This is a genomic window from Saccharibacillus sp. CPCC 101409 (assembly GCF_030518235.1).
GTDB lineage: Bacteria > Bacillota > Bacilli > Paenibacillales > Paenibacillaceae > Saccharibacillus.
Genome location: NZ_JAULSA010000001.1, coordinates 830977 through 851185, shown reverse-complemented (window position 1 = coordinate 851185; position 20209 = coordinate 830977). Strand labels below are relative to the sequence as shown.

The window sequence follows — 20209 nt, the reverse complement described above, 5'->3', positions numbered from 1 at the left end:
AAAAGTCTTGCTTCTCGCGTTCAGCCGTTCTCGATCGAATGCAGCGTCAGCATCGCTTTGGCGACGACCTGTTCTTCGTGCATGATCCCGATCTCCAGCCGGCAGATGCGCCGTCCGAGCTCGAGCACGAGCGGCAGTACCGTCACCGCGTCTTCGATCTGCACCGGCCGGATAAAATACGTGCTCATATTGTCGACGACGTAATCGTTGCCGCTGTAATCTTTGGCGACCCGAAGCGCCGCCTGGATCAGCACGGACGTCATCACGCCTTCGGAGATGGTGCCGAGATCGGTCGCCATCTGCGGCGTAATGAATCCGTGGAAAAAGAGTCGTCCGTCCGGGTCCCGTTCTTCCGCAAATCCGGTCCAGATCAGGTGGTCGAACGTCTCGCCCAGACTGCTCTGCTCGCGCGCGTCGCGCATCGCCTGCAGCACTTCGCGCCGCGTCAGCACGCCGGTCAGTTTGCGGTTGCGGTCGACGACCGGCAGAAAATCGATCCCTTCCCACGTCATGATCTGCGCGGCCGAAGCCAGCGAAGTCTGCATGCCGGCGGTCACGGGACTGCGCACCATGGTCCGTTCGATCGTCTGCCCCGGCTCCACGCTCTCGATATCTTTGCGGCTGACGATGCCGAGCACCCGATTCCATTCGTCGGTCACGGGAAAGCTCGTCGCGCCCGTCCGCTCGGACACGCGGCGGAAGTCTTCCGCCGTGCTCGACGTTTTGAGCGAGTACGGCTTGGGCTTGAGGCCGACCAGGTCTTCGACGAGCATGATTTTCTTTTTGATCAGCCGGTCGAAAATAGCCCGGTTGATCATCGACGCGACGGTAAACGTATCGTGGCGCGAAGAAATGATCGGCAGGCCGAGCCGGTCGGCCAGGCTTTTGACTTCGCGGCTGGTGCCGAAGCCCCCGGTAATGAGCACGCCGGCGCCGTGCTCGATCGCCAGCGAGTGCGCATTCTCGCGGTTGCCGACGATCAGCAGGCTGCCGGTATCGATATAGCGGGCCATCGCGTCGACTTTCATCGCCCCGATCACGTATTTGTGCAGCGTAATGGACAATCCTTCGTTGCCGCCGAGCACATGCCCTTCGACGATGTCCACCACGTCGGCGAACGTCAACTGATCCGTGATATTGCGCGGCTTCTTCTCCACGCGGACGGTTCCGATCCGTTCTTTGGTAATGACGATGCCCAGCGTTTCGGCTTCTTTGACGGCGCGGTAGGCGGTCCCTTCGCTGACGGCCATTTCTTTCGCCAGCTTGCGGACGGAAATCTTCGTGCCGACCTTGAGCCGTTCGATGTGCTGCAGCAGTTGTTCGTGCTTCGTTACGGTTTGTTCATGCCCTTCCAACTGTTGCACTCCTCTCCGTTAATCTGTATTAGGCTGTACTCATTATATCACAAATTACGGCGCAGGAAATCTGTCGAAAAAATAGCGCAGATACCAAAAACTCCGGCTTCTTTTAAGGAAGCCGGAGTTCGGGGCGGTAAGAAAAAGCAGCGCCGTAAACAGGCGCTGCCGATTTCTTTAGCGAGGATCGTACATATTCGCCAGGCTGTCGGAGATGATCTTGTTGACGTCCTGGATGATCACGCTCAGGCGCTGTTCGGCGTCGAACAGGCGGCGGATATTCAGGTTCAGGCTGAGCACTTCGAACAGCTTCTCCATCTTCTCCATTTCTTCCTGCGGCGGCATATCGCCGCTCATCATGCGCTGCTGGACTTCCATCTGGCGCGTGCGGAAGTCGTCGAGCATACGCTTGCTTTCCGCGTCGGCTTCGATCAGCGTCAGCGCGGCGGTAATATCCTGCACTTCCTGGCTGTTTTGCAGCGAGCTTGCGAGTTCGTTGGCTTTGTCGTAAATATTCGTCATAACTGAAATTCTCCTTTGTTATCCGCTTGCGGTTATTGGACGCGCGCCGGCTGCCGGACAGGTGCTGCCCTTCGCCCGCCGGCGCATCCGTGCTCGAACCCGGGGCAAAAAGGCTCAGCCCCGCTCGGCTTCGTCGTAGAGTTCGATCAGCTGACCGAACTTCGTAATCAGCACATCCGCGTCTTCCAGCTCGTGGTTCGCGCCGAAATCGGCGTATGCGCAGCCGATCACGCCGAGGCCGTTACCCCGCCCGGCCTGCACGTCGGACGACCGGTCGCCGACCATCCAGGCGCTTTCGACGCCGTGCGTCTTGAGCAGCAGTTCGACCAGCAGCACTTTGGTCGCCGTTTGATATTCGCCGGCGCTGTACTGGGATTCGAACAGGGGGGCGATGCCCAGGGCATCCGCCACGCCTTTGACATAGCCTTCAAGGCCGTTGCTGGCGACGAACAGGCGCACGCCGCGTTCTTTTAGCGTCTCCAGCGTTTCTTTGACGTCCGGATACAGCAGCGCTTCGCCGTCTTCGAGCACTTCGAGCTGAAGCTCAAGCAGCAGATCGTTGGCCCGGCTGCGCACTTCTTCGGAAGCGTCCGGAATCACGACTTTCCAGATCTCTTCGAGCAGCATGCCGAGACTGCCCAGGATCAGTTCCTGCGGCGGAGTATCTCCGCTGTACAGTCCTTCGGCACGCAGAATATCGAACATGCGGTGATAAGCCGGCAGCAGCGCGGTTTCGGTCTGGAACAGCGTACCGTCCATATCGAAGATCATCGCCTGGGGCTTGAACAGCTTGGTCGGGGTGGTCTTGGTTTCGGTTGACATTGACAGATTCATCCTTTCTTCCGGACGGGCGGCGGCGCTCAGTCTTCCAAATCCCGGCGTCCGCCTTCCCCGTCTTCCTGCTCCTCGTCCGCTTCGTTATGCGGCTTATGGATATTGACGCGCGTAATGCGCAGTCGTTCAGCTTCTCCGACTTCGAATACAATCCCGCCGGATTCCACTTTCTGTCCGGCCAGCGGACTGCCTTCGAGTTCCTTGAACATCCAGCCGCCGATCGAGTCCACTTCTTCGTCGTCGATCTCGGCTCCGGTCAGGTCGTTGACGTCTTCGATCAGCATGCGTCCGTCCACCGAGATGATGTCTCCGATCATTTCGATCTCCGGCCGCTCGTTCTCAAATTCGTCGTACAGATCGCCGACAATCTCTTCCAGAATCTCTTCGGCCGTCAGCAGGCCGGCGGTGCCGCCGTATTCGTCGACGACCAGCGTGAGCTGGGCGTGCTTCTTCTGCATCAGGCGCAGCACATGACTGATCTCCATCGACTCCGGCACATTGAGGATCGGACGGACAAGCTTGCGCAGATTGGGCTCGGAACCGGCCGGCCACAGCAGGATATCGGTGATATGTACGAAACCGATAATCTGGTCCTTGTCCTCGATCGCCACCGGATAGCGGGAGTGTTTCGTTTCCGTGATGATCTTCAGGTTCTCTTTATGCGACAGATTCACGTACAGGCAGTCCATGTCCGTACGCGGCAGCATGACTTCGCGGGCCAGCATATCGGAAAAGTCGAAGATATTGTCCATCAGCTTGACTTCTTCCAGATCGATCGCGCCGCTCTTGGCGCTCTGGTTCATCAGGATGCGGATTTCTTCTTCCGAGTGCGCCGCTTCCCCCTCGCTTGCCGGCTGCAGGCCGAACAGGCGCAGGAAGCCGTTCGCCGCATGGTTCAGCAGCCAGATCACCGGCAGGAACACATAATAGAACGCGAGCAGCGGTCCCGCCAGCGCCAGCGACGTGCCTTCGGATTTCTGGATGGCCAGCGATTTGGGCGCCAGCTCCCCCAGCACGATATGCAGAAAAGTAATGATGGCAAATCCGATCGCGACGGATACGCCCGTAATGAGCCCCGCGTCGGTAAAGCCCATTTTGACCATCAGCGGCTCCACCAGCAGCTCCGATACGGCCGGCTCGCCGAGCCAGCCCAGTCCGAGCGAGGTAAGCGTGATGCCGAGCTGGGTGGCCGACAGGTAAGCGTCCAGTCGACTCGCGACCTTCAGCGCATAGGGTGCCAATCGATTCCCTTCGCTTTCGAGCTGGGTAAGCCGGGAATGCCGTACTTTAACCAGCGAGAACTCCGCGGCGACGAATACGCCGTTGAGGAAAACCAGTACCAGGACCAGCAGCAAATTGATCGCCAAACTCCCTACTTCTATATGACCATCCAACAATGAAACCTCCTCTTAATTGTCCGATTGGGATCTTTCCGGCAAATCCGCAGGGTTCCGAACTTAATCCGCGATCGCCCGGCGCCGTTTGAAATCCACGCCTTTGTAATACATATCCGCCACCAGCAGATTCGGCCCGCAGCAGCTCGCCGCGTCGCAGTGGCAGTTGACGGTCCGGTTGAGCGGATGATTGGAGCTCCACTCTTCAAACGTCGAATCGAGCGTATCTTTGTGCACGTTGCCGAAAGCGGGGATCGCCGCAAAGTCCGTAACGAACACGTCGCCGGTGAACATATTGACGTTGACGCGGCTGCGTCCGTCCGGATCGTTGCGCACCGTGACGTTCTTCGCGCCGTGCAGCCGGCGCAGCAGTTGACGTTCTTCGTTATTGCTGCCGCAGGCATAGAACGGCAGGGTGCCGAACAGCATCCACATCTCTTCGTCGCGGTGATCCAGCAGATCGTGAATCGCGACGCGCATCTCGCCTAGCGACAGCACCGGCAGATCGGCGGCGAAAGCCGACGGATACATCGGGTGCACTTCGTGGCGCCGGCAGCCCATTTCCCGGATCGCTTCGTGCATCTGCGGCAGATGCTTGTGCGTACGGAAATTGATCATCGTCTCGGCGGAAATAAACATGCCGGAACGGCTCAGGCTTTTCGCGTTGTCGATCATGCGGTTGTACATCTTCTCGGCCGCCGCGAACGGAACGGGATGGCCGCTGTTGGCGAAGCCCGTTTGGTGAAAATGCTCCGCTCCCGTGTAGTTGAACGAAATGTGCATAACGTCCAGATAAGGAAGCAGCTTCTCGTAGCGGTCCAGATCGAGCGTCAGATTGGAGTTGATCTGTGAACGGATGCCGCGCTCTTTGGCGTAGCGGAGCAGCGGAACGATCACGTTGTCCACCGTCTGGCGGCGGAAAGAAGGCTCGCCGCCCGTGATGCTGATCGTTTCCAGATGCTCGACTTCTTCGAGCCGGCGCAGCATAAGATCGAGCGGGATCATATCCGGCTCTTTCAGCACGAGCGTATCGCCCACCGCGCAGTGCTCGCAGCGCATATTGCACAGATTCGTGACCGTCATTTCCACGCTGGTCAGCCGATGCCGCCCGTGCTTGCGCAGCGAGCGGATCGGGTCCCACGGATCGTAGCTCGGCGACAGCTCGCGAAGCCGAGGATCGCCGTTATTGATTACTGTCATGTTTACCACCTTCGTATCGGGAATATCGCTTGATTGTTTTCATTTTCGCCGCGGACGCGGCGCCTTGGATCGCGCCGTCGCCGTCTTTTTCGCTTAAAAATCCGGTTTACAGATCGGCGATCTGCTCCACCATCACCGATAGGCGGACCGACAGGTCGATCTCGTACGGCTGAACGCTCGCGCCTTCGGCGTCTTCGATCACGCGGACGACCGGACGGTTCGGCGTCTTGGGCGGCACGCTCGTGACGACGCCCGTCTCGCCCGTGCTGAGCTTGACCGTGAGCCCCACCGGATACAGCGCGACTTTGTCCCGGAACATCTCCAGCTTGTGCTGGTCGTACTGGGTGCAGGAGCCTCCGTACAGAATATCGACGGCCTGATGCGGCAGCATCCCGCGCCGGTACACCCGGTTAGTCGTCATGGCGTCGTAAGAATCGGTAATGGCGATCCATTTGGCGAAATCCTGGATTTCTTTGCCCCGGATGCCGCGCGGATAACCGCTTCCGTCCAGCCGCTCGTGATGCTGGAACGCGCAGTGCGCCGCCAGCAGCGGCACGAACGCTTCGTCCTTGAGCATGGCGTAACCGAATTCGGTATGGCGCTTCATTTCTTTGAACTCGTCGTCGGTCAGTCTGCCGGGCTTCAGCAGCACATCCTGCGAGATTCTCGTTTTGCCGATATCGTGCAGCAGCGAGCCCATGCCCAGCGTGAACAAATCTTCTTTGGAATAACCGGCGGCTATGCCCAGGGTCAGCGTGTAGAGGCAGACGTTAAACGAGTGCGTGTACAGATAATGGTCCGTCGTATGAATATCGCCGAGCATGATCAGCACATCTTCGCGCGAGCCGAGATCGCTCAGGATTTCCTCGGTCATCTTGCGAAAGCTGTAGCCAAGATGAGGATAAGTCATGCGGCCCATCTTGTCGTCCATCATGCTCCGGTATACGGTGCGAATCTGCTTGATCGACTTGCGGCGCGTCTCGCTCTGGATCATCTCGGGAACGATCACGTCCTCGGTCGCCTCGTCGCGGATGTACAGCATGTCGATGCCCAATCCGCCCAGCCGGCGAATAATCGATCCGGTCAGCTCGGCGCCTTCGGCCAGCAGCGTCAGTCCGTCTTCATTATATATTCGTTTGCCCAGCTTCGTGCCGGGCTTCACCTGTCCGATCGACAGCAATCGCACTAACTTCCACTCCATTTAAGCCTGTCCGAACCCCGGACCGCGCATGGGCGGGCCCGGACGTCAAAGGCGCCGTATATTTTTAACTTTGATTCCGCCTGCGTTCAACTTCGATTCCGCCCGCGTTCAAACCGCTTTGCGCGCCGGACGGGACCCATCTCGGCATCGCGGCCTGCTCCGCTGCTCCCGGGCGTCCCAGTTCCATGCGCAGCAGATCGCGCAGGAACTCGGGCAGTATAAACGTTTTGTCCGTCCCCCGGCTCAGCGATTCGTAACCCGCGCCGAACGTAAACATGTCGAGCGTGCCGACCCGGTACTCCCCGTCGGCTTCGATCGTTCGCTCCGAGGTCCGGACTTCGACGATTCTCGCATACGCTTCGCCTGCCGGATCGTATACGATCGTCAGCCCGTCGGCGCACAGCCCGCCGAGCCGTTCGCCGCGGAATCCGAAGCCGGTCAGCTTTCTTCCGGTGTATTCGGGCAGCAGCGACTGTTCCAGGCTGCGCAGAATATCGCTGCCCCGCAGCGTCACGACGCACGGATTGATCGGCGACGGACACAGCGCGTGCAGCATGCCTTCCGTAATCTCGCCCGCCGGCACGGGACCGAGCGCCTGACCGGAATTGACGAGCGAGAACTCGCCGCCCGCGAACTGCCGGACCGACTGGGCAAGCAGATTGCCGAGCTGCGATTCGGACTCGTAATCGATCGGCAGGTCCCGATCGGAGACGGCGGCGACCCGCCGGAGCCGCTCCAGCGCTTCTTCGTGATGCATCGCGATGGCGCGGTCGGTCCGGTCGTCGGACGGAGCGTCGTCCAGCAGGACCAGCCCCGCTTCCGCGACAACGCACCCGCCCGTCTCCGCGCTGCGCTCTACGACGATCCGGCCGATATGGCGTCCGAACTTGCCGGCTGCGCACACCGTCGTTCCGCCGATGGCAATCGGCTCCTCCAGCAGGTGATGGGTATGCCCGCCCAGAATCAGGTCGATCCCCTGCGTCATTCCCGCTATCCTTTCATCGGAAGCCAGGCCCAGATGCGACAGCAGCACGACGATATCGGCCCGCTCCCTCAGCTCGTTCACCCGCTCCTGCAGCGCCGCGAACGGGTCCGTTGCATCGATGCCGAGCAGTTTGTAGAAATCCGTGAACGGCGCGGTCAAGCCCAGCACGCCGATCCGGAAGCCGCCGCTCTCCACGACGGCCGACGTCTTCAGCCAGGGAGGCAGCGATCCGTCCTCCAGGCGGACGTTGCCGCATATGACCGGGCAGCGCAGCGAAGCGTACGCTTCGCCGAGCTGCGCCGGCGTAAAAGTCAATCCTTCATTATTGCCGATCGTCACGGCATCGTATCCGGATCGGTTCAAAATATCGACGTTGGCGCGCCCGAGGCTGCCTTCCGTTTCGATCGCCATGCGATCCATATGATCGCCGACATCCAGCGTGCACACCGGCTTTCCCTGCGCTTTCTCCGCCAGAATAAAAGCGGCGATCCGGCCCATCTGCTCAAAGTGGCTGTGAAGGTCGTTGGTATGCAGGATCGTCAGCGTATCTCGATCTCTCTTCGAGCCCATCCAGGCCGTCCCCCTTCCGCCGCGGCACTGCGCTTGCCGGAATCCACCGGCGCCGAAAATGCGGCCGCTTCAAGCTTCCATCATAATCCCATAACCGGAAACGCACAAGTACGCGGCGCTTTGCGGCCGGACTATGCAAATAGTTTAACATGACTGCGGGGCACTCGGAAAGAACCCCGCACAGTTTGCCGTCCGCGCGGCGAGAGCTTGTTTTTCCGTCTTTTTGACAAGCCTGCCGTTTAGAGAGCGCGCGACGTCTTCTATACCCATTTTAAGGAAAAATGCCCAGCGTATAAGCCCTACAAATTGCACATATTTATGATATATTTAAGTTCGAACCACAAATATGCGGCATCGCTTCCGCTATTCGTTCACCACATCCGGCAGCCGTTCATCACGGAAAGGAGAAATCGCTTTTGAAAGTTCACGTTACCGATCTCAAACCCGGCGATCGCCTGATCGCCGATACCTTCAATCGGCACGGTGTGCACATTCTCGCCAAAGGCACCGCTCTGCACGACGCGGAGATCGCGCGGCTGGTGCAGCACAGTATCGATTACGTCGAAGTTCATACAAACGTGGACGACGTCTATTCCAGCGCCAGTTCGGCCGCTTTTCTTTTTCCCGAGATCAAATCGACGTTCGACGACGCGATCCTCATGTTCGAATCGCTGTTTCACGAATCGATAACGACGGGCCGCTTCGAAAGCGGGCTGGTGGAAGATATCATGCAGCCGCTGTTCAACGTGCTCGCTTCCCAGAAAGACGCGGTCGCGCTGCTTCTCCTGCTCAACCGGGACGCCAATTATACATACGTCCACTCGATGCAGGTCGGCATGCTGTCTTATTATTTGTCGCTCTGGATGGGTTATCCGCACATCGAAGCTTCGGCGATCTGCCAGGCGGGTTATCTGCACGATATCGGCAAATCCACCATTCCGGGCGAAATTCTCAACAAACCCGGCCGGCTGACCAAGGAAGAATACGAAGTTATCAAAATGCACACCGTCAACGGGTACGAGATCATCCGCAACTCGCTCGGCGACACGCTTGCCGCGACGGCGGCGCTCCAGCACCACGAACGCGGCGACGGCAGCGGTTACCCGCACGGCATCAAAGAAGACGAAATTCACCCGTGGTCGCGCATCATCGCCGTGGCCGATGTGTACAGCGCCATGACCAGCAACCGCGTTTACCAGAACAAGCAGGAACTGATCAACGTACTCAAAGAACTTTACGCGCTCAGCTTCGGCCAGTTGGCGCCAGAACCGACCCATACGTTTATCCGCAACATGCTCCCTTACTTCATTAATAAAAGAATCCGGCTGAACAACGGAGAACACGGTTATATCGTCATGAATCATCCGACCGACTTTTTCCGCCCTCTTATCCGCGTCAACGACCGGTTTATCGATCTGTCGGCCGAACGCGATCTTCATATCGAGGAAGTCTTCTCCGATAGCGAGACCTGATTCCCGATCCGCCTTTTTCCAAAACTCGCGTACAAATAAAAACACGTGCTCGCCAAGGCGGACACGTGTTTTCGCGTTATTTTTTCAGCACGAGCTTGACGGTTTCCTTGCTGACGTCTTCGTCTTTCGAAGCTACGTAACGGTTAAGCAGCTTCTGCGACTGGATGATCGAACTCGGCGTGTCGGTGCCCGTTTCTTTCCAGTATCCTTGCAGCAGCTCGTACAGATTGCCGTACTTGCCCGCTCCTTCGGACAGGAAAAAGTAAGCGATCTCGTCGCCGCGCGGCGTCATATCGCGTTCGGCGCGGCTGATCGGATCGTAGGTGCACACTTGGATATTGCCCGATTCGTTGATGCCGCCGAACGCGGTCAGCACGGATTTGCCGTTTTCGAAAAAGGAAGCCAGCGTCATCTGCAAAATCACCAGGATGCGGTCGTACGGCGTGCCTTCGCCGAGCAGCGATACGATATGCTTGGTGATCACTTCGCGGCTTTCACGGTCGCCGCCGGCCGTCGCGACGAACTGCTTCTCCCCTACTTTCACCACATGCTCTTCGGGCTGCGGCGTATCTTCGGAACCGCCTGCGGCGCTGTCGCTCATGACGGTAATAAATTTCTCTTTGGCAATTACGGAAACGAAACTCATTTTCTATACTCCTCCTTCTTTAGGACGCGCACGCAAACCGGCCATGGAAAATTCCCGCTCTGCCCGATTTGCGTGCACGCCGTAAGCCGACTAATTCGCTGAGCCCAGGCTTTTCTCCTGCCTGCCGCTCAAAATAAACCAATCGCAACTGCTCCAGTATACCAGAAGGAAGGCAGGCGGAGCGAGTCCGTAAAAAGAGAAGCATGCAAAAAAACGATAAACAATATCGCGATTCCTAAAAAAACCTCCCCCATATTCTGTAATCCGGGTTTAATATAGGTCTCAAAGCCCAGCATACCGCAGCGTTCGCCGCCTCCCTCAGACTTAAGTCATCCGTCAAGAGCTTCAATCAAAGCGATCGTTCCGGCCCCCGCACAAGGCTTACCTACCTATAGAAAAGAGGAACTTCATTGACCCCCTTTCCCGAAGACCGGCTTCGCCGCGTTCAGCCCGCCGTCGCCTCGGCCGGATATCCCCTTCCCGCCGAATCTCACGACGTCGAGGTTCCTCCCCTGAACGAAGCCGTGCTTGAAGAAGCCAAAGCCGCCGTCGACGACTACGTCCGGGGCGCAGCCCCTTCCGGGCTCGACTATTTCCCCGTTTCCCGCCAGCCGGCGGGCGTATTGGAAAACGAAGCGCTCCCCGCCCACTCGCCCGTGCAGATCTACGGCCGGCTTCAGTCTGCGCTCGGCCTGCTGCGCCTGATCGGCGTCGAACGTACCGACCGGATGTGCCGAGACATCGAAGACTATATGGACAGCATCCGCGAAACGCTGCCGGGAGAACCCGTGCAATCCTGAGCGGGAAACCCGCGCTTCGACTCCTTCGGGTCGGGGCCGCGGCATATAAACAGACAAACAGCCCCGATCGGCTCTGCGCCGAGCCGGGGCTGTTTGTCAGGCGTTTGCCGCTGCGTCCGGGCATTTGGGCACGTTAAACGCTTTTGGCTTCATACGATCTATTCAGCGCACGGCTTGTATGTAGTCGACGGTTCGGCGCAGTTCCCGAAGGTCGGATCGGCCGGAGTTTACGAAGTCTTCCAGGGTCCGGCGGATCAGCGTTTGTTCGCCCGGTTCCAGTTCCGCTTCCACCAGTTCGAACCAGACCATGATGCTGGACGCGCGCTTACGGTTGGCTTTGATAAAATCGATATAGGTTTCCAGCAGATCGAGCCCGGAAGAATGATTGGCCCAGCGAAAGTCTTTTTCTTTGCCGAGGTAAATCACGGACAGGCTCGGCAGGCGGTATAAACTCACCAGTTTGAAAGCCGTTTCATATTTTAAGGTTCGGCTGTCCTGTTCGGCCGCTTCCAATTCGTTGTATGCCACGCCGGTCTTTTCGGCAACTTCTTTGAGCTGCATCATATTGATAATCCGCGCCATCCTCAGGGAAATTTGGTGCATCGCTTTTTCCTCCCGGTTGTTGGAATACACCCGGAGCGGTGGTATACTAAATCCGCCTCCCGCTTTGGGTGGTGCTGATTGGAAAGGCCCTGCCGCCAAGCAATGGGGCCTTTCTTTATGTATACTGCGATTATTCGTTTTCCTTCTATCCCTATCTTAACATACGAAATTTGTCACTTTTGTCGAATAAGGTGATATCTCCTAATAAATCGAGCCTAGGTTCGATTTATCTTTACATTCAGCAAATTCCCTATTATAATATTTGGCCGTTAAAAAGAGGGATCGCATCTATTTGCGATCCCTCTTTATGAGATGCTCCACGGCGGCGCGTTTGTTTCGCGCCACATTCGCTGTCTTGCCGCCGCGAAAATGGGCGGTAAGAGCGAATGCGGTCTCGGTTACAAACTGTATCTGCCGGGTGTTGACCAGGTTTCCGGAGTCCAGCTGCAGCAGATCGGGAAAAGCGCGCCGGCAGGCATCCAGGGTAAGCAGTACGGTATAAGTGGCGTCGACGGTATGAAAGCGCGGGACCTGATAATTGCGCTTCGGCGCCCACAGATCGACGTAAAGAATCTCCTCGACCGTGAAGGTGCCGAATTCGCCCGCGCCGTCATCTGTAATTTTCACTCCGAACAGTTCTGCCATGACTTACTTTTTCTTCAGTTGTTGCGGGAGCTTCTGCGAGCCGATAATGACTTTTTCGACAGTGGAAGCTTTTTTCGCTGTAAGAGAGATGAATTTCGACAATTTGCGAGCTGTCTCTTGCTTCAAGTTCAACACCTCCTTCCATGGAACAACGAGCAGCGCCTGCGCGAAGAAAGCCAGCGTTACGACCGGGGATTGCAAAAAGAAACCGAACACGACCAGCAAAACGGCGGCGGCTTGAAGATACGGATAAGCCGCCGGCGGCATATTCGTTTCCGCCATGACGTTCGGCGCCCAGATCAGCATGACGATAAGCGTCGCGGCGGTCAGTATGCTCATTCCCGCCGAAGAAAAAGAAGCCGCGGCGAACGGAATCAGAACGAACAGCGCGGACGAAACAAGCGTGCAGGCGTCCAAAGATTTCATATGAAACCCGGCCGAGCAGAAGCGCAGAACAGAAAAAGCGGCAAGAGCCAGCAGAACCTCGCCCGGCTTTCCAAGCAGCAGCCCCAGCAGCGCGGTCAGAATCACGGCAAAGCCGAAATTAAACATAAAGTTCAGCCCGTATTCCAAAACTTCGGAGCTTTCGGATCCATCCGGATCCGCGCGGCGGAGTTCGGCGACCACTCGTTCCGACAACTTTTCAATAATCACGCTGATCCCTCCTCGACGAGAAGAAGTAAAGAAGCCCGGCGGCCGCGACCGCAACCGGCAGCAAAAATATCGTTTGCAGATGGAACAACAGCACCACGGCCACGGCGAGCGTAACGCCGGCGACCAGCACCGAGAGCAGCAGCCCGCGGTTGCCGTTGGACCGGTAATCCTCGCGAAAAGCGAAGTCGTGCGGCGGCCGGGTGATATACGAAAAGCCTAGATTGAAAATTTTGAATAATGCGGATAAAAAGTAAGCGGACGCAATCGAAACGAGTTGAATCGTTTGGACGTCCGAAGCATCGGCGGTATTGACGATAATTTCGCCTCCGCGGCCGAATACGATCAAGGTTTGCAGCACGGCGATCTGGATCAGGAAATACGCCGCGTAGCCGCTCACTACGGCCACGGCGGAGTAAAAACTTTTGATCTTCAGCACTCCGCGCATCAAGATAAATAAAAGAACCGGTTGAATCAGCAGGTCGACCCACGCCGCTTGCAGCATCATACGCAAAATGAACGATACGCCGGCGGCGAAGATCGCAGAGATCAGCAGCTCGAATTTATAATTCCAAACAGGCAAACGGTTAAGCGAAAATGCCAAAATCGCGAGCGCCAGAAAATCCAGCATCCCTAATAAAACGTAAATAATAATTCCCCTCACACTCCCGGCAGAGATAGATGTCTTTTTTATTATACAAGGATATGCGCATGCGCAACATACATTTTCTGAGAGATTGGCGATATGTTGAAATTATTTTTTGAACGCAATTGCGTTCGTTTTTGTTTACAGATACATCGGGGAACTATAAACTGGAAAAACAAGCGAATAATCGCTCATCCCATCACAGGTTGAAATGAAGGAGACGTGGAAGTGGACAAGAAAACTCAAATCGTCGCAAAAATGATCGATGCCAAAGGCAGCAGACGCTCTTTTGCCGAAGAAGCGGGCCTGGTGCAGAGTACCCTTCAATCCATGCTGACCCGGGGCATCGGCGGAGCTTCCGTGGACAATGTACTGAAAGTGTGCAAAGCGCTGGACATAACGGTCGAGCAGCTGCAGGCGATGGAGACCGGCGAAGATTTCGATACTCCGGCTGCACGCATTTCCGGAGAAGACTGGACCGGGGAAGAACTTGAGGAAATCGAGCGGTTTAAAGACTTCGTCAAATCGAAACGCGGCAGTTGAAGCGCCGAAGAAATCGTTCGATTGCACAAACCGAAAAAAAGCGTGTCCGGAAAATCCGGACACGCTTTTGTGTGCAATACCGCAGCCCTTTATCTCCAAGTCCGCCGCACAGCTCGCATGCGACGTTCGGAATCGGGTTTAGCCGATACTGCCTTCCATCTCGAATTTGATAAGTCTATTCATCTCGACCGCGTACTCCATTGGCAGTTCTTTCGTGAACGGCTCGATAAAGCCCATAACGATCATCTGCGTCGCTTCGTTCTCGCTGAGGCCGCGGCTCATCAGGTAGAAGAGCTGGTCTTCGGATACCTTCGATACCGTCGCTTCGTGCTCCAGCGTCACGTCGTCGTTCAGGATCTCGTTGTACGGGATCGTATCGGACGTGGACTGGTTGTCGAGAATCAGCGTATCGCACTTGATATTCGACTTGGCGCCGGTCGCTTTGCGGCCGAACGAGGCCAGGCCCTGATACGTCACTTTGCCGCCGTGTTTACTGATCGACTTGGAAATGATCGTCGACGTCGTATCCGGAGCCAGGTGGATCATTTTCGCGCCCGCGTGCTGGTGCTGGTCTTTGCCGGCTACCGCGATCGACAAAACGGAACCTTTGGCGCCGCGTCCTTTGAGGATAACGGCCGGATATTTCATCGTCAGCTTGGAGCCGATATTGCCGTCGACCCATTCCATATTGGCGTTCTCTTCGGCAACCGCGCGCTTGGTCACGAGATTGTAGATATTGGACGACCAGTTCTGGATCGTCGTGTAGCGGACGCGCGCGTCCTTCTTCACGATGATCTCCACGACCGCGCTGTGCAGCGAGTTCGTGCTGTAGACCGGCGCCGTGCAGCCTTCGACATAGTGCACGAAGCTGCCTTCGTCGGCGATAATCAGCGTGCGTTCGAATTGGCCCATGTTCTCCGAGTTGATGCGGAAGTAAGCCTGGAGCGGCACTTCGCACTTCACGCCTTTCGGCACATAGATAAAGCTGCCGCCGGACCATACCGCGCTGTTCAGCGCCGCGAACTTGTTGTCCGCCGGAGGGATGACTTTCGAGAAGTGCTCGCGGAAGATTTCCGGGTGCTCTTTGAGCGCCGTGTCGGTATCCATAAAGATAACGCCCTGGTCTTCCAGGTCTTTTTGCATGTTGTGATACACGACTTCGGATTCGTACTGCGCCGAGACGCCGGCGAGGAACTTTTGTTCCGCTTCCGGGATGCCCAGCTTGTCGAACGTTTCCTTGATTTCGCTCGGTACTTCTTCCCACGTTTTGCTTTGTCCTTCGGACGGCTTCACGTAGTATTGGATATCGTTGAAGTCGAGCTCGCTCAGATCGCCGCCCCATGTCGGCATCGGCATCTTCTCGAACTGCGCCAGCGATTTGAGGCGGAATTCCAGCATCCAATCGGGCTCGTTCTTCATTTTCGAAATGGAAGTCACGATCTCTTTGGTCAGACCTTTACCGCTTTTATAAATAGACTGGTGCTCGTCGCGAAACCCGTACTGGTACTCGTCGCTAACCGGTGCTTGTTTAGCCATGTTGATTCCTCCCTTTCGTTAGTGGGCTTCCCGCTCGATCCCTTTGCGCAGGGCGTTCCAGGCCAGGGTCGCGCATTTGATGCGCGCGGGAAATTTATTCACGCCGGACAGCGCTTCGATATCTTCGTATTCCTCGAACTCCACGTCTTCGCCTTTCATCAGGGAAGAGAAGCGTTCGGCCAGTTCAAGCGCCTCGGGCAGCGTTTTGCCTTTGACGGCATCCGTCATCATCGACGCGGAAGACATGCTGATCGAACAGCCGTCGCCGGTGTAGCGGGCGTTCTTGACGATTCCGTCTTCCAGCCGAAGCTGGAGCGAAATCTTGTCGCCGCAGGTCGGGTTGTTGAGGTCGATCGTAAAGCCTTCGTCTTCGAACTTGCCTTTGTTCCGCGGATTTTTGTAATGATCCATAATGACGCGCCGGTACAGATCGTCAAGTTGCATCGCCAAAATACTCCTTTGTCCGGATCAAGGCGTCGATCAAACGGTCGATGTCTTGTTCGTTATTATACAGGTAAAAGCTTGCGCGCGCCGTCGAGCTGACATTCAGCCAGCGCATCAGCGGCTGGCAGCAGTGATGGCCCGCGCGGATCGCGACGCCGTACGAGTCGAGCACGGTCGCCACGTCGTGCGGATGCACCTCGTCCAGGTTGAACGTCACGATGCCGACTTTGCGCTCCTGCGGACCGAAGACCTGCAGTCCTTCGATCTCGCCTATGCGGCGCATCGCGTACATCGCCAGCCGGTGTTCGTGCTCGGCGACGTTATCCATGCCCAGTTCGGTCAGGAAGTCGATCGCCGCGCCGAGCCCGACGGCTCCGGCGATAATCGGCGTGCCGCCTTCGAAGCGCCATGGCAGTTCTTTCCACGTGGAATCGTACAAACCGACGTCGTCGATCATTTCGCCGCCGAATTCGACCGGCTCCATATTCTCCAGCAGCGCTTTCTTGCCGTACAGGACGCCGATGCCGGTCGGCGCGCACATCTTGTGGCCCGAGAACGCATAGAAGTCGCAGTCCAGATCCTGGACGTCGATCTTCATATGCGGCGTGCTCTGCGCGCCGTCGACCACGATGATCGCGCCGTGCTTGTGCGCCAGCGCGCCGATTTCTTTGACCGGGTGCACAACGCCCATTACGTTCGAAACGTACGCGATGGCGACGATCTTGGTGCGGTCGGTAATGACTTTGCCGGCCGCTTCGACGTCGATCGTACCGTCCGGGTTCGGTTCGATATATTTGAGCGTAGCTCCCGTCCGCTTGGCGAGCTGCTGCCAGGGAATGAGGTTGCTGTGGTGCTCGATCGGCGTGATGACGATCTCGTCGCCTTCTTTCACGTTGGCGTTTCCGTAGGAAGCCGCCACCAGATTCAGGCCGACCGTCGTGCCGCGGTTGAATACGATCTCTTCGGGACGAGCCGCGCCGATAAACTTCGCGACTTTCTCGCGCGCGCCTTCGTAAGCGTCGGTCGCCCGGCTGCCCAGCGTATGCACGCCGCGGTGCACGTTCGAATTGTCCCATTCATAGTAATGACGCACCGCGTCCAGAACGGCGCGCGGCTTCTGCGAAGTCGCCGCGCTGTCCAGGTAAACCAGCGGATGCCCGTTCACTTCCTGATCGAGAATCGGGAACTGCGCCCGTACCGAGGCGTCCATTACTGCCCCAGCTTTCTCTCCACTACGCGCTGCAGACGAGTGCGAAGCAGTTCAAGCGGGATTTCCGCGATGATCGGCGCCAGGAAGCCGTAAATGATCAGGCGCTCGGCTTCCGGTTTGGAAATGCCGCGCGACATCAAGTAGTAGATTTGTTCCGGATTGACTTTGCCGACGGAAGCCGCGTGTCCGGCCATAACGTCGTCTTCGTCGATCAGCAGGATCGGGTTGGCGTCGCCGCGAGCCGCCGGGCTCAGCATCAGCACTTTTTCCGCCTGCTGCCCGTTCGCTTTGGTCGCGCCGTGCTCGATCTTCGTAATGCCGTTGATGATCGCCTGCGCTTCTTCGCGCATCACCGCGCGGGTGAACATATCGCTTTCCGACGATTTGCCGAAGTGCACGGCGCGCGTCGTATAGTTCAGCTTCTGCGAACCCGAACCGATCGCGATGATCTTGGCGTCGGAGTTGGTGCCGCTGCCGTTCAGCACGGTCGCCGTGTCGGTCGCCGTATCGCCGTCGTTCATCTCGCCGACGATCCATTCGATCGAAGAATCGTTCGACAGCAGCGCGCGGCGGAACGAGATGTCCGTCACTTCTTTGCCGAACTGGTGCACGGTTGCGTATTGAACTTTCGCTCCGTCCAGCGCGATGACTTCCACCACGCCGTTGTGCAGCACTTCGCCGGCTAGGCCGGCGGACACGTAGCTGTCCACGTAAGTGACGCGGCTGTTGGTATCGGCCACGATCAGGATATGCGGCGCGAACGAAGCCGAAGCGTCGTCGCTCAGGAAAACGGCCTGCAAAGGCGCTTCGAGCTCGACGTTTTTCGGCACGTACAGGAAAACGCCGCCGTTCCATGCCGCGTAATGCAGCGCCGACACCTGGTGCTCGCCCGGCTTGACCGCCGATCCGAAATGCTTCTTGACCAGGTCTTCGTGCTCGCGGGTCGCCGTTTCCAGATCGGTGAAGATCACGCCCTGCGCGCTCAGCTCCTCGGACAGCACCGTATGCACGACGCCGGAGTTGAGCTGGACGATCAGGTTGTGCGCGCCTTCGTCGATCAGGTCTTTTGCCGCAGCCGGCAGAGTGCCTTGTCCGACGGCTTCGGCGGCCTTGAACGTTCCGTACGCGCTCAGGTTCCAGCGATCGAGCTTGGTTTTCTCCGGCTTAGGCAGTTCCAGCGACGGCGCCGCTTCGAGCGCCTGCAGCCGGTGTTCCGTAACCCAGGCGGCTTCGCCGCGGGCTTCGGCCCATTCCTTGATCTGCGCGGCCTGCACCGGAAGAATGGTTTGCAATGTCATAATCGGTGTTCCTCCTTCCGCTTCTTTTTAAATTACGCTTCTTGTTCCTGTCCGACCGTTTCGTCCGTGATGCCCAGTTCTTCCTTGATCCAGTCGTAGCCGTCCTGTTCCAGACGGGCCGCGAGTTCCGGACCGCCGGATTTGACGATGCGTCCCTGCATCATAACGTGGACGAAGTCCGGCGTGATATAGTTCAGCAGGCGCTGATAGTGGGTAATGATCAGGAAACCGCGATCTTCGGATCTCATCTGGTTCACGCCGTTCGCCACGATGCGCAGGGCGTCGATATCCAGACCCGAGTCCACTTCGTCGAGAACGACGATCTTCGGATCGAGCAGCATCATTTGCAGAATTTCGTTCCGTTTCTTTTCGCCGCCGGAGAAGCCTTCGTTCAGGTAGCGGTGCGCGAATTCAGGGTTCATTTCGAGCCCTTTCATGCTTTTCTCCATTTGACGGATAAACTTGATCAGCGAGATCTCGTTGCCTTCGCCGCGGCGCGCGTTGATCGCGCTGCGCAGGAAGTCGGAATTCGTTACGCCGGCGATTTCGCTCGGATACTGCATCGCGAGGAACAGTCCGGCCAGCGCTCTTTCGTCCACGCTCATGTCCAGCAGATCTTCGTCGTTCAGCGTCGCCGATCCCGCGGTTACTTCATATTTCGGGTGTCCCATCAGCGCGGAAGCCAGCGTACTTTTACCGGTGCCGTTCGGCCCCATGATCGCGTGGATTTCCCCGCCTTTCATTTCCAGGTCGATGCCTTTCAGAATTTCTTTGCCTTCGATCTCCGCTTTGAGTCCTTCGATGACGAATTTGGTTGCCATGTTCAGCGTCCCTCCAGAAATATAATGATGAAACCGTAATATCTTCGATCAAAACCAATAATAATTATAATCTTATAATGATTATAAACTGATTATCGCTGATTCTCAATTCATTTTACCTGAATTTATTTTTCAGTTCAACGACAAGGCTTATTTAAGCCGCATTCCGAACGGAAGATCCTGCCGCTTTCGCAAACATTCGCGTACAGGGAAAACCGCCGCTTCCGCGCTTGCCGGGGCCCCGGCTTCGCCACATAACAAAAACCCGGTCGTTTGCAGACCGGGTTTTGCCGACCGTCCGACCGCAAAGGCCGGCGGCGCGTTGAACGATTCTTAGTTGCCCAGGAACGAACGCAGCATCCAGGAATGCTTTTCGAGATCCTGTTTGATTGCAATCAGCATATCGCTTGTCGCTTGATCGTGCGCTTCTTCGGCCAGCTCCAGACCTTCCTGCAGCTCTTCGTTCACCGTCGCGAAGTCTTCGATCAGCGTTTGCACCATCGTGCGCGCGTCTTCGCCGCCGGCGGCTTCCTGTACGCTGGACAGTTCCAGATATTCTTTCATCGTAGCGGCCGGGCTGCCTTTGATCGTCAGCAGGCGCTCTGCGATTTCGTCCATTTTCAGGGTAACTTCGTCGTACAGCTCTTCGAATTTCACGTGGAGCGTGAAGAAGTTTTCTCCTTTGACGTACCAGTGGAAATTATGAATTTTAACGTAAAGGACGTTGAAGTTTGCAACCTGACGATTCAGAATTTCTTCCAATGTTTTCGTTTGAGCATCGCTTTTTACGTTTCCCATGATTTATCCCTCTTTCTTCGTTGTCGAACGAATGT

21 protein-coding genes are annotated in these 20209 nt (G+C 57.0%); 3 read left to right on the top strand and 18 right to left on the bottom strand.

The window, feature by feature from the left end; genetic code table 11:
• Window positions 1-20: 20 nt before the first annotated feature.
• From QWJ34_RS03610 to QWJ34_RS03580, 7 genes are all read right to left on the bottom strand, one after another.
• Window positions 21-1355, bottom strand: coding sequence for a DRTGG domain-containing protein (locus tag QWJ34_RS03610; RefSeq protein WP_302725672.1), 1335 nt, complete (start codon window positions 1353-1355; stop codon window positions 21-23).
• A 177-nt stretch (window positions 1356-1532) separates the two neighbouring features.
• Window positions 1533-1877 (bottom strand): YlbF/YmcA family competence regulator, encoded by a 345-nt coding sequence (locus QWJ34_RS03605; protein ID WP_302725671.1) that lies wholly within the window; start codon window positions 1875-1877, stop codon window positions 1533-1535.
• Between the two features lie 114 nt (window positions 1878-1991).
• A complete protein-coding gene (locus QWJ34_RS03600; RefSeq protein ID WP_302725670.1) occupies window positions 1992-2699 on the bottom strand; it encodes an HAD family hydrolase in 708 nt (235 codons plus the stop codon).
• Between the two features lie 38 nt (window positions 2700-2737).
• Window positions 2738-4105, bottom strand: a complete 1368-nt coding sequence (locus QWJ34_RS03595) for a hemolysin family protein (RefSeq protein WP_302725669.1) — start codon at window positions 4103-4105, stop codon at window positions 2738-2740.
• A gap of 63 nt (window positions 4106-4168) precedes the next feature.
• Window positions 4169-5305 (bottom strand): radical SAM/CxCxxxxC motif protein YfkAB, encoded by a 1137-nt coding sequence (yfkAB, locus tag QWJ34_RS03590; RefSeq protein WP_302725668.1) that lies wholly within the window; start codon window positions 5303-5305, stop codon window positions 4169-4171.
• Between the two features lie 106 nt (window positions 5306-5411).
• Window positions 5412-6506: an HD-GYP domain-containing protein gene (locus tag QWJ34_RS03585; RefSeq protein ID WP_302725667.1), complete on the bottom strand. Its 1095-nt coding sequence runs from the start codon at window positions 6504-6506 to the stop codon at window positions 5412-5414.
• Window positions 6507-6570: 64 nt separating this feature from the next.
• Entirely contained in the window at window positions 6571-8061 is a 1491-nt protein-coding gene (locus tag QWJ34_RS03580) for a bifunctional metallophosphatase/5'-nucleotidase (RefSeq protein WP_302725666.1), read from the bottom strand.
• Window positions 8062-8477: 416 nt separating this feature from the next.
• On the opposite strand from QWJ34_RS03580, the gene QWJ34_RS03575 reads away from it, so the two are divergent.
• A complete protein-coding gene (locus QWJ34_RS03575) occupies window positions 8478-9533 on the top strand; it encodes an HD-GYP domain-containing protein (protein ID WP_302725665.1) in 1056 nt (351 codons plus the stop codon).
• 76 nt (window positions 9534-9609) lie between these two features.
• Here QWJ34_RS03575 and QWJ34_RS03570 read toward each other — a convergent pair whose 3' ends face one another.
• The gene (locus tag QWJ34_RS03570) at window positions 9610-10179 is read right to left on the bottom strand and encodes a hypothetical protein (RefSeq protein WP_302725664.1); all 570 of its coding nucleotides are present in this window, start codon (window positions 10177-10179) and stop codon (window positions 9610-9612) included.
• A gap of 410 nt (window positions 10180-10589) precedes the next feature.
• Here QWJ34_RS03570 and QWJ34_RS03565 point away from each other — a divergent pair, with 410 nt between their 5' ends.
• Window positions 10590-10979, top strand: coding sequence for a hypothetical protein (locus tag QWJ34_RS03565; RefSeq protein ID WP_302725663.1), 390 nt, complete (start codon window positions 10590-10592; stop codon window positions 10977-10979).
• 162 nt (window positions 10980-11141) lie between these two features.
• Here QWJ34_RS03565 and QWJ34_RS03560 read toward each other — a convergent pair whose 3' ends face one another.
• The 4 genes from QWJ34_RS03560 to QWJ34_RS03545 all read right to left on the bottom strand — a co-directional run bounded on the left by QWJ34_RS03560 (window position 11142) and on the right by QWJ34_RS03545 (window position 13482).
• Window positions 11142-11582 (bottom strand): hypothetical protein, encoded by a 441-nt coding sequence (locus tag QWJ34_RS03560; RefSeq protein WP_302725662.1) that lies wholly within the window; start codon window positions 11580-11582, stop codon window positions 11142-11144.
• A 288-nt stretch (window positions 11583-11870) separates the two neighbouring features.
• Window positions 11871-12227 carry a dipeptidyl aminopeptidase gene (locus QWJ34_RS03555; RefSeq protein ID WP_302725661.1) on the bottom strand — a complete coding sequence of 119 codons (357 nt, stop codon included), beginning with the start codon at window positions 12225-12227 and terminating at the stop codon, window positions 11871-11873.
• Between the two features lie 3 nt (window positions 12228-12230).
• Window positions 12231-12881, bottom strand: a complete 651-nt coding sequence (locus tag QWJ34_RS03550; protein ID WP_302725660.1) for an accessory gene regulator B family protein — start codon at window positions 12879-12881, stop codon at window positions 12231-12233.
• Window positions 12871-13482, bottom strand: coding sequence for a hypothetical protein (locus QWJ34_RS03545; RefSeq protein WP_302725659.1), 612 nt, complete (start codon window positions 13480-13482; stop codon window positions 12871-12873). The genes QWJ34_RS03550 and QWJ34_RS03545 overlap by 11 nt, the downstream gene beginning before the upstream one ends.
• A gap of 270 nt (window positions 13483-13752) precedes the next feature.
• Between QWJ34_RS03545 and QWJ34_RS03540 the strand changes: the two genes are divergently transcribed.
• Window positions 13753-14067 carry a helix-turn-helix domain-containing protein gene (locus QWJ34_RS03540; protein WP_302725658.1) on the top strand — a complete coding sequence of 105 codons (315 nt, stop codon included), beginning with the start codon at window positions 13753-13755 and terminating at the stop codon, window positions 14065-14067.
• Window positions 14068-14205: 138 nt separating this feature from the next.
• Here QWJ34_RS03540 and sufB read toward each other — a convergent pair whose 3' ends face one another.
• From sufB to QWJ34_RS03510, 6 genes are all read right to left on the bottom strand, one after another.
• Window positions 14206-15603, bottom strand: coding sequence for a Fe-S cluster assembly protein SufB (gene sufB, locus QWJ34_RS03535; RefSeq protein WP_302725657.1), 1398 nt, complete (start codon window positions 15601-15603; stop codon window positions 14206-14208).
• An 18-nt stretch (window positions 15604-15621) separates the two neighbouring features.
• On the bottom strand, window positions 15622-16047 hold the full coding sequence (gene sufU / locus QWJ34_RS03530; protein WP_302725656.1) for a Fe-S cluster assembly sulfur transfer protein SufU: 426 nt from the start codon (window positions 16045-16047) through the stop codon (window positions 15622-15624).
• A complete protein-coding gene (locus QWJ34_RS03525) occupies window positions 16037-17257 on the bottom strand; it encodes a cysteine desulfurase (protein WP_302725654.1) in 1221 nt (406 codons plus the stop codon). Before QWJ34_RS03525 ends, sufU begins: the two co-directional genes overlap by 11 nt.
• Window positions 17257-18555, bottom strand: a complete 1299-nt coding sequence (sufD, locus tag QWJ34_RS03520; RefSeq protein ID WP_302725653.1) for a Fe-S cluster assembly protein SufD — start codon at window positions 18553-18555, stop codon at window positions 17257-17259. Before sufD ends, QWJ34_RS03525 begins: the two co-directional genes overlap by 1 nt.
• A 32-nt stretch (window positions 18556-18587) precedes the next feature.
• Window positions 18588-19376, bottom strand: coding sequence for a Fe-S cluster assembly ATPase SufC (gene sufC / locus QWJ34_RS03515; protein ID WP_302725652.1), 789 nt, complete (start codon window positions 19374-19376; stop codon window positions 18588-18590).
• A 333-nt stretch (window positions 19377-19709) separates the two neighbouring features.
• On the bottom strand, window positions 19710-20174 hold the full coding sequence (locus QWJ34_RS03510) for a Dps family protein (protein ID WP_302725651.1): 465 nt from the start codon (window positions 20172-20174) through the stop codon (window positions 19710-19712).
• Window positions 20175-20209 lie beyond the last annotated feature (35 nt).

Excerpts from the sequence above, each read along its gene's own strand:
- sufC (WP_302725652.1), bottom strand. The coding sequence starts at position 19,376 with ATGGCAACCAAATTCGTCATCGAAGGACTCAAAGCGGAGATCGAAGGC.
- QWJ34_RS03600 (WP_302725670.1), bottom strand. The coding sequence starts at position 2,699 with ATGTCAACCGAAACCAAGACCACCCCGACCAAGCTGTTCAAGCCCCAG.
- sufU (WP_302725656.1), bottom strand. The coding sequence starts at position 16,047 with ATGCAACTTGACGATCTGTACCGGCGCGTCATTATGGATCATTACAAA.
- QWJ34_RS03525 (WP_302725654.1), bottom strand. The coding sequence starts at position 17,257 with ATGGACGCCTCGGTACGGGCGCAGTTCCCGATTCTCGATCAGGAAGTG.
- QWJ34_RS03510 (WP_302725651.1), bottom strand. The coding sequence starts at position 20,174 with ATGGGAAACGTAAAAAGCGATGCTCAAACGAAAACATTGGAAGAAATT.
- sufB (WP_302725657.1), bottom strand. The coding sequence starts at position 15,603 with ATGGCTAAACAAGCACCGGTTAGCGACGAGTACCAGTACGGGTTTCGC.
- yfkAB (WP_302725668.1), bottom strand. The coding sequence starts at position 5,305 with ATGACAGTAATCAATAACGGCGATCCTCGGCTTCGCGAGCTGTCGCCG.
- QWJ34_RS03560 (WP_302725662.1), bottom strand. The coding sequence starts at position 11,582 with ATGCACCAAATTTCCCTGAGGATGGCGCGGATTATCAATATGATGCAG.
- QWJ34_RS03605 (WP_302725671.1), bottom strand. The coding sequence starts at position 1,877 with ATGACGAATATTTACGACAAAGCCAACGAACTCGCAAGCTCGCTGCAA.
- QWJ34_RS03585 (WP_302725667.1), bottom strand. The coding sequence starts at position 6,506 with ATGGAGTGGAAGTTAGTGCGATTGCTGTCGATCGGACAGGTGAAGCCC.
- sufD (WP_302725653.1), bottom strand. The coding sequence starts at position 18,555 with ATGACATTGCAAACCATTCTTCCGGTGCAGGCCGCGCAGATCAAGGAA.
- QWJ34_RS03570 (WP_302725664.1), bottom strand. The coding sequence starts at position 10,179 with ATGAGTTTCGTTTCCGTAATTGCCAAAGAGAAATTTATTACCGTCATG.
- QWJ34_RS03580 (WP_302725666.1), bottom strand. The coding sequence starts at position 8,061 with ATGGGCTCGAAGAGAGATCGAGATACGCTGACGATCCTGCATACCAAC.
- QWJ34_RS03555 (WP_302725661.1), bottom strand. The coding sequence starts at position 12,227 with ATGGCAGAACTGTTCGGAGTGAAAATTACAGATGACGGCGCGGGCGAA.